This window comes from Microbacterium azadirachtae (assembly GCF_000956545.1).
Classification (GTDB): Bacteria; Actinomycetota; Actinomycetes; order Actinomycetales; family Microbacteriaceae; genus Microbacterium; species Microbacterium azadirachtae.
Genome location: NZ_JYIT01000069.1, coordinates 75,206 through 83,127, shown reverse-complemented (window position 1 = coordinate 83,127; position 7,922 = coordinate 75,206). Strand labels below are relative to the sequence as shown.

The 7,922-nt window shown below is 69.8% G+C and carries 9 protein-coding genes; 3 read left to right on the top strand and 6 right to left on the bottom strand.

Going from position 1 to position 7,922, the window contains the following annotated elements; all coding sequences use genetic code 11:
• The coding region (locus tag RL72_RS07055; RefSeq protein WP_045250106.1) for a hypothetical protein at window positions 1-1,157 on the bottom strand (1,157 nt) is incomplete at its 3' end.
• A 156-nt stretch (window positions 1,158-1,313) separates the two neighbouring features.
• Here RL72_RS07055 and RL72_RS07050 point away from each other — a divergent pair.
• Window positions 1,314-2,024: a DUF4191 domain-containing protein gene (locus tag RL72_RS07050; protein ID WP_045250105.1), complete on the top strand. Its 711-nt coding sequence runs from the start codon at window positions 1,314-1,316 to the stop codon at window positions 2,022-2,024.
• A 78-nt stretch (window positions 2,025-2,102) separates the two neighbouring features.
• Here RL72_RS07050 and RL72_RS07045 read toward each other — a convergent pair whose 3' ends face one another.
• Window positions 2,103-3,299 carry a RimK family alpha-L-glutamate ligase gene (locus RL72_RS07045; RefSeq protein ID WP_045250104.1) on the bottom strand — a complete coding sequence of 399 codons (1,197 nt, stop codon included), beginning with the start codon at window positions 3,297-3,299 and terminating at the stop codon, window positions 2,103-2,105.
• A gap of 17 nt (window positions 3,300-3,316) precedes the next feature.
• On the opposite strand from RL72_RS07045, the gene RL72_RS07040 reads away from it, so the two are divergent.
• Complete coding sequence (locus tag RL72_RS07040) at window positions 3,317-3,808, top strand: ATP-dependent zinc protease family protein (protein WP_045250103.1); 492 nt, start codon at window positions 3,317-3,319, stop codon at window positions 3,806-3,808.
• Window positions 3,809-3,815: 7 nt separating this feature from the next.
• Here RL72_RS07040 and RL72_RS07035 read toward each other — a convergent pair whose 3' ends face one another.
• Window positions 3,816-4,244: an RDD family protein gene (locus tag RL72_RS07035; protein ID WP_045250102.1), complete on the bottom strand. Its 429-nt coding sequence runs from the start codon at window positions 4,242-4,244 to the stop codon at window positions 3,816-3,818.
• 162 nt (window positions 4,245-4,406) lie between these two features.
• On the opposite strand from RL72_RS07035, the gene glnA reads away from it, so the two are divergent.
• A complete protein-coding gene (glnA, locus tag RL72_RS07030) occupies window positions 4,407-5,831 on the top strand; it encodes a type I glutamate--ammonia ligase (RefSeq protein WP_045250101.1) in 1,425 nt (474 codons plus the stop codon).
• A gap of 104 nt (window positions 5,832-5,935) precedes the next feature.
• Here glnA and RL72_RS07025 read toward each other — a convergent pair whose 3' ends face one another.
• The 3 genes from RL72_RS07025 to RL72_RS19775 all read right to left on the bottom strand — a co-directional run bounded on the left by RL72_RS07025 (window position 5,936) and on the right by RL72_RS19775 (window position 7,871).
• Window positions 5,936-6,598 carry a hypothetical protein gene (locus RL72_RS07025; RefSeq protein WP_045250100.1) on the bottom strand — a complete coding sequence of 221 codons (663 nt, stop codon included), beginning with the start codon at window positions 6,596-6,598 and terminating at the stop codon, window positions 5,936-5,938.
• Between the two features lie 159 nt (window positions 6,599-6,757).
• A complete protein-coding gene (locus RL72_RS07020; protein WP_045250099.1) occupies window positions 6,758-7,609 on the bottom strand; it encodes a hypothetical protein in 852 nt (283 codons plus the stop codon).
• A 79-nt stretch (window positions 7,610-7,688) separates the two neighbouring features.
• On the bottom strand, window positions 7,689-7,871 hold the full coding sequence (locus RL72_RS19775; protein ID WP_139168251.1) for a hypothetical protein: 183 nt from the start codon (window positions 7,869-7,871) through the stop codon (window positions 7,689-7,691).
• Between the last annotated feature and the right edge of the window lie 51 nt (window positions 7,872-7,922).

Sequence of the window (7,922 nt, the reverse complement as noted above, 5' to 3'; positions counted from 1 at the left end):
GGCGGGCGCGGGGCATCCGAGGGCGCGGGAGTCGGCTGCGCCTTCGGGGATGCAGCGGGAGACTCCGCCCCGCGCGGCGCCGCCGATGCCGAGGACGGACGCGGCCGGGGAGCGTGATCGGCCGCGTCCGCGCTGCTCCTCCCGTCGACCGGCCACAGCGCACCGCCCAGCACGATCACGACGGCCGCGGCGACCGCGACCACGGTCGGACCCGCCCACCGGCGACGCGGGTGCGCAGTCGGACGCGGGACGCGCGAACGCGGCTGGGCGGAGCGCGCGAACCGCGACAGGAACGTCGCCGCCCGCCTCGCAGCCGTCTCGCACAACCCGGCGATCGACTCTCGCAGCGGCCCTGCACCTCGCCTCACGCCGTGCGAGGTCCCGTCGGATCGCCGCCTGGGCATCGCATCTCCCGATCTCAGATCCCGCCGCCGTGGTGCCGGAGCCCGCGACGTCTGTTCGCGCCGAGGGACCTCGAGCGACGGGCCCTCACCCACGCCCCCGGACACGTGCAGGGGACGCGGAGCGGCGATCTCGAGCAGCTCCTGCTCCCAGCGCGCCGCCTCGGCGCGGAGACGCCGAGGATCGTGCAGGGCATCCGCCAGTCGGACCAGCAGCCGCCTCAGCGCGCGATCCTCGACGCGCCCCTCGAGCTCTCGCAGCTGATGCTGCGCCGCGACGCAGACCGTCTCCTCGGTCGAAGCCGCCGCAGGCGGGATCACGAAGACGGGCCGCCCGTCGTCGGTCAGCCACCATCGGCCGCGGGCCTCCTCGCCCGGTTCGCCCGCTCCGCGCCGCTCGGGCGCGAGCTCCACCACGCCGCGCAGCATGCTGACGGCGAGCGTCACCGCTCCTCCCCGCGAAACGGACGGGCCTTCGCCTCCGCGGACGAGGTGAGCGTCGACCGTCCGCACACACCACGGCAGCAGCGCATCCTGCCCGTCCGCGCCGAGCGCGAGATCGAGCGGGGCCGCGACATGCTCGGTCCCGGCATGCGCCCAGCCCGCCCATCCGGCCAGACGAGTCACCGGCGTCCGCACCGCCACCGTCGCGCCCCGCGAGACGAGCTCGCCGGGGAACGGCCCCTCGCCGTCGGCGAGCACGCGGATCGAACGGTGCGCGCCCGCAACGGCGACGGATCTGGGGCTCTCGGTCATGCCCCTATCCCAGCGCTCCCCTCCCGACTCGGAAGCCTAGGAGGCGCGATCCGTGCACAAACTGCGGCGGAGGCTTGCTGTGCAGGACGGTCATGTTCGCCCAGCGCGAGCAGACCCGCGCCGTCGAGCGCCTGCGGAATCGGTAGGCTGGAAGACATGGCAAAAAGTCCCTCCGCGACGGAGAAGCAGCCCGGCTTCTTCTCCCAGCTGCGTTCGCTCTTCCGCTTCACCCGGGAGATCTACCCGTGGCTGCCCTGGGCCCAGATCGCGATCCTGGTCGCCGGCGTCCTCATCGGTGTGATCGTCGGCTATCTGATCCCCCCGTTCCAGATCTGGAGCGTCGTGCTGTGGGGCATCACAGGCCTGCTCGGCGGCGTGCTCGGGGCGATGTTCCTGATGACACGCCTCTCGACGACGGCGATGTACCGGAAGATCGACGGCATGCCCGGCGCCGCGGGACACGTCATCAGCACCTCCCTGGGCCGCAACTGGCAGGGCTCCGAGATCCCCGTGGGCGTGAACCCCAAGTCGCAGGACGCGGTGTACCGCGCGATCGGGCGCGGCGGGATCGTCGTGGTCGCCGAAGGCGCCCGTGGTCGCCTGACCCGTCTCGTCAAGGATGAGAAGACCAAGGCCATGCGCGTCGCGCAGGGCGTCCCGGTGACGGTGCTCTACGTCGGGCACGGCGAGGACGACGTCTCCATCGACAAGCTCTCCAAGACGATCAAGAAGCTCCCGAAGGCCATCGACAACGCCACCATGGCCGCCGTCATCAAGCGCATGGAGTCCGTGTCGCAGTCGGTTGCCTCGCTGCCGATCCCCAAGGGCATCGATCCGCTCAAGACGCGCGCACCGCGCCCGCGCTGAGCCTCCCTGACACAGAAGCGCCCGTCCCCCGCTCATGCGCGGGGACGGGCGCTTCGTCGTTCCCGTCGGAGGCGATGCTCAGCCCACGGAGTCGGGCAGGTGCTGCTTCGGGAGCTTGCGCACCTTGGCCCGGCGGCGCCGGCGCTCCGGGATCATCGATCGCATCTCGTCGAGCTTGCCGAAGCAGAGCAGACGGTCCTCGTCCTCGAGCACGACGTGCTTGCGCGGATTGGGGATCACGGTGACGCCGCGGTGCAGCGTGAGCACGGTGATGTCGCGATCCCACAGGCCCAGCTCGCCGAGCTGCTTGCCGACCTGCTCCGCGCCCGCATGGATGACGAGCTCCGCGACGCCGTAGCCGGTCGACACGCTCAGCCGCTGCCGGACGTCGATCTCGGGGAAGTTGACCTGGTTCGCGATGAAGTCGATGATGGCCCCGGCGACGTCGAGCCCGGTGGCCGCCTCGATCCCCTGGAGTCCGGGAGACGAGTTCACCTCCATCACGAGCGGGCCGTCCTCGCCTTCGAGCATGTCGACGCCCGCGACCCGCAGGCCCATGATCTGCGCCGCGCGCACGGCCGTCTGCTCGTACACCGGGTCGAGCTGCACAGCTTCGACGGTGCCGCCCCGATGCACGTTGGAGCGGAACTCGTCGCCGTTCGCCACCCGGCGCATCGCCGCGACGACACGGTCACCGACGACGAGCGCACGGATGTCGCGACCGCGGCTCTCCGCGATGAACTTCTGGATGAGGACGTTCTGTTTGGTGGAGTGCAGCGTCTCGATGATCGCCTCGGCGACCTTCACCTGCGGGGCGAGGATCACGCCGATCCCCTGCGTGCCCTCGAGAAGCTTGATGACGACCGGCGCACCGCCGACCCGCTCGATGGCGGGACGGACGTCGGCCCGGTTCCGCACGAACGCCGTGGGGGGCATCGCGATGTTGTGCCGGGACAGGATCTGGTTCGCGCGCAGCTTGTCCCGGGCGCTCGAGATCCCGTTCGCCGTGTTCGGCGTGTACACGTCCATCTGCTCGAACTGACGGACCACCGCGGTGCCGAAGTACGTGATCGAATTGCCGATGCGCGGCAGGATCGCGTCGTAGTCGCTCAATCGGCGACCACGGAAATGCAGATCCGGTTCATCCGCCGTGAGGTCGATCGCGAAGCGCAGGGTGTTCAGCACCTTGACCTGATGGCCGCGCTGCGTCGCGGCGGTTCGGAGACGCTGAGTGGAGTACGACTGCGGGGCGCGCGAGAGCACGGCGAGCTTCACGGTGATTTCCTGCCAGGATGTGTGTTGTGGACCGACCTACTCATTCAAGCACCCTTATCGGGTGGCGGGAGTGGGTGTCCCTCCCCGACGTCGGGATCCCCTGGATCAAGGCGAAGGTCGACACGGGGGCGCGCAGTTCCTCGCTGCACGCCCAGCACATCCGCGAGTTCGAGCGCGACGGCGTCGCCTGGGTGCGCTTCGACGTGCGGCCGTGGCAGGGCGCCCATGAGCTCGTCCCCGTGGAGCTGCCCGTGTTCGACCGCCGCGACGTGCGTTCCTCGTCCGGACACGCCCAGAGCCGGCTCGTCGTGCTGCTCGACCTCGTGCTGGTCGGCCACAGGGTCACCGCCGAAGTCACCCTGAGCAACCGCAGCGAGATGGGGTTCCGGATGCTGATCGGCCGGGAGGCGTTGCGCCAGGGCTTCACGATCGATCCTGCGCGCTCGTTCCTGGGGGGCAAGGCGCCCAAGACGTATCGGCGTCTGAACCGAGGCCACGCCGCCGTCTGACGAGCGCTCAGGCCCGGATCAGGACGGTTCCGACGGCCTTGTCGTGCAGGCCGCGCTGATCGGCGTCGAAGATCACGGCAGGAATGACGAGGATGAGCAGCACGGTGCGCACGATCGGGCGCCAGAGCCCCACCCAGCCGCCGTTCATCATGACGAGCCGCATCCCGACGATCCGATGACCCGGGCTGCCGCCGATGGTCGGGATGAACACGATCTGCAGCACCGCGAACACGATCATCGGCGCGAACTGCGTGAGCCCCGCCTCCTTGGGCAGGTCGAACTGGCGGAAGCCGAAGAACGCGCTGGCGATCAGCGTCGCCGCCGCATAGTCGATCGCGAGGGCCGCGACGCGGCGTCCCAGACGTCCGACGCTGCCGGACCCGGTCTTGGGGAGGCCGAGTCGTTCGCCGGGGTAGGTCTGCGCGGGGTCGGACATCCCTCCAGCCTAGGCGAGCCGGCGCGCAGCACCCGACGCGTGTGCCGCTCCCTCCCCCGGGACGTAACACGCCGGAAACATTCCAGACACGGCCGCGTCATCCCTCGCCCGTAACCTGCTTGCAGGTCGCTCGACCGCACCCGTTCCTCCAGGAGTTGATGCATGTTCACCACCCCCGCCGACGTGCTCGCGTACATCCGCGACAATGACGTCAAGTTCCTCGACATCCGCTTCACCGACCTGCCCGGCGTGCAGCAGCACTTCAACATCCCGGCCGCGACGGTCGACGAGGACTTCTTCACCAACGGCCAGCTCTTCGACGGCTCCTCGATCCGCGGCTTCGCGTCGATCCACGAGTCCGACATGCAGCTCATCCCCGACGTGACGACCGCGTACGTGGACCCGTTCCGGGAGGCGAGCACCATCGTCATGGTGTTCGACATCTACAACCCGCGCACCGGCGAGATCTACAGCAAGGACCCGCGCCAGGTCGCCAAGAAGGCCGAGAAGTACCTGGCCTCCACCGGTATCGCCGACACCGCGTACTTCGCGCCCGAGGCGGAGTTCTACATCTTCGACGACGTGCGCTACTCGGTGACCGCGGGCGAGAGCTTCTACAAGGTCGACTCCGAGGAGGCCGCGTGGAACAGCGGTCGCGAGGAGGAGGGCGGCAACCTCGGCAACAAGACGCCGTTCAAGGGCGGGTACTTCCCCGTCGCCCCGGTGGACAAGACCGCCGACCTGCGCGACGACATCACCCTGCGCTTGATCGACGCCGGCTTCCACCTGGAGCGCTCGCACCACGAGGTCGGCACCGCCGGTCAGCAGGAGATCAACTACCGCTTCGACACGATGGTGCACGCGGCCGACGACATCCTGAAGTTCAAGTACATCGTCAAGAACACGGCCGAGGAGTGGGGCAAGACCGCCACCTTCATGCCGAAGCCCCTCTTCGGCGACAACGGCTCCGGCATGCACACGCACCAGTCCCTCTGGCTCGACGGCAAGCCCCTGTTCTTCGACGAGAACGGCTACGGCCAGCTCAGCGACACCGCCCGCTGGTACATCGGCGGTCTGCTCAAGCACGCGCACGCGGTCCTCGCCTTCACGAACCCGACCCTCAACAGCTACCACCGCCTGGTGAAGCACTTCGAGGCTCCGGTCAACCTGGCCTACTCCGCGGGCAACCGCTCCGCCGCGATCCGCATCCCGCTCACCGGCTCGAGCCCGAAGGCCAAGCGCATCGAGTTCCGCGTGCCGGACGCGTCGGGCAACCCGTACCTCGCCTTCGCCGCGCAGCTGATGGCAGGCCTCGACGGCATCCGCAACCGCATCGAGCCGCTCGAGCCGATCGACAAGGACCTCTACGAGCTCCCGCCCGAGGAGGCCAAGAACATCCCGCAGGTCCCGAACTCCCTGCTGGACTCGCTCGAGGCGCTCCGCGCCGACCACGACTTCCTGCTCGAGGGCGGCGTGTTCACCGAGGAGCTCATCGAGACCTGGATCTCGTACAAGTACGAGAAGGAGATCCTCCCGATGGCCCAGCGCCCGCACCCGTACGAGTACGAGCTCTACTACGGCGTGTAAGGATCCCGCGAGATCTCAAGAACCCGCCTCAGCTTCCCCCGGGCTGAGGCGGGTTCTTCCGTGCGTGCGGGCCCCGCGCACACGATCTCGGGTCGTGCCGGAGCTCAGGTGCAGCTGATCGCCGGGACCGACGTGCCGATGTCGTCGGTCGAGACGTTCCCGTTCGCACTGGTCCGCTGATAGGCCGTCCAGGTGTAGCAGACCAGGACGTCACCGGTCGTCTGCGCCGTGTAGAGCACCGTCCAGGTCTGGTCGGTGTAGTTGCTTCCGTTCACGGACGTGGTCAGGAGGTGCGTGTTGGTCCCGCCCGGGTTCGCGCTCTTGCCGGTCGTGCCGACCGTGTATCCGGCCCAGACCTGGGATCCGCCGATCGCGAGCACGAGGTTCGCCGGCGAATCGGGCGCGGGATTGCCCCTGTTGGCCTGCGTCGTGAACGTGATCGAGTACGTCTTGCCTGCGACCATCGCGACGGTCGTGCACTTTGAGAGGGTGTAGTTCGACGTCGTGGTCGCGTCGCACCACTGCCACCACTTCCCGTCGGCCTGAGGCTGCTGACCGCCACAGGTGCCGGAGGTGAACGAGCCGGTGGTGCCGCTGCTCCACGCCTGCCAGCCCGGCACCGCCACGGCACACGCCGTGGAGGCCGTCGCGTTCGGCACAGCGATCGCGGCCGCCACCACGGGCATCGCCCATGCGGCGCCCTTGACGATCGTGCGGCGATCGATGCCGCGCCGTTCGGGCGCGTCGAGTTCTTCAATTGCGGGCATAAGCCCTCCCCAGTGTGTGATTCCCCAGTGCAAGCCCCCCTAAGGGGGCAGGGCGAGAAAGCTCGCATCGTGAGAGATACGACAGGAGCGGATCTATTACGCGACACGAAGACGTGTGCTCCCCCGCGGCACCCGGCGCCGGCGCCGCGGAGCACCGTCTCAGGCGGGCGCGTCTCCGGCCGTTGCCGCACGCGCCTCCGCGACAGCCGTCTCGCGGCGTGCGAGCTCGGCGGCCGCGCGCTGCTCCTCCGCCTCGGCTCCCGTCAGAGTCGTGGCCACGGCGTGCGCGCTCTCTCGGGCGGTCCTCAACTCGTCTTCGAGCTCGTCGATGCGCGCCGCGATCCGCTCGGCGCGTCGCGACACGTCGTGGAGCGCGCGCTGCGTCGCGGCATGATCGCGTTCCGCAGCGTCCCGGGCACGCTCCGCCTCCCTCAACGCGTGCTGAGCCCGCCGGCGCTCCCTCATCGCGGCCAGCTCGTCGTCCGGGCGCTCCTGCGCCGCAGGCGCGTCCGCAACGTCGCCGGCGACCACGGTGGACGGATCCAGGGGCGTGCCGTCGCCGATGTCGAGCTCGGCCGTCAGCCTCCCCGAGGCGATTGCGATCGCCGCGCCCGGATCGAAGAACGCCGCGGAGATCGTCCGCTGGACGGCGTCGAGCGTCGCGGCGGTGATGCGTCCTCCGCGCGCGCGGGCGAGCTCGGCCGCGTCCTCGGCGAGCCGCCCGGTCAGCGCGCGTCGATCATGGCCCAGCTTCGCCAGGGTCTGCGCGTCGAGATCGGCCTGCGCCTCGCGCAGCGCCGCGGCGAGCCGGAGCGCCTCCTGCAGCTGCTGCGCGCGCTCCTGCGCGAACAGGTTGACGACCCAGGCCGCTGTCGTCGGCTTCCGCAGCGCCCGGATCCGGGCCGCGACGTCGGCGTCCGCGATCTGCTTCGCACGGGCGTCCCGTGCGGACACGAAGTCGCCCGGCGCGCCTGAATACAGCTCCGCCGCGATGCTGTCGAACTCGGTCACAGTGCGATGTTCGTCCCCGCGGCGCCGACACGCAAACCCGCGTCGCGATCGGTGTCGGCGCGAGGACGGCTCGGGCGGATCAGGCGGAAAGCGGCGGGAAGCTCGGAATCGGGATCGGCTTCTCCGCACGACGCTCGAGAGCATCCATCCGCGCCTTCACCTCGGCGCTGGGCACGTACGGATGCCACTGCCTGGCCGCTTCGCGCTCGCCGTCGGCATCCGCGGGGGCAGGCGCGCCGGGCGCCGGATCCATCGTGCTCATGCCGCCACGCTAACCGCCGCCCGAATGCCGGCGAAGGGGCTTGCGTTCACC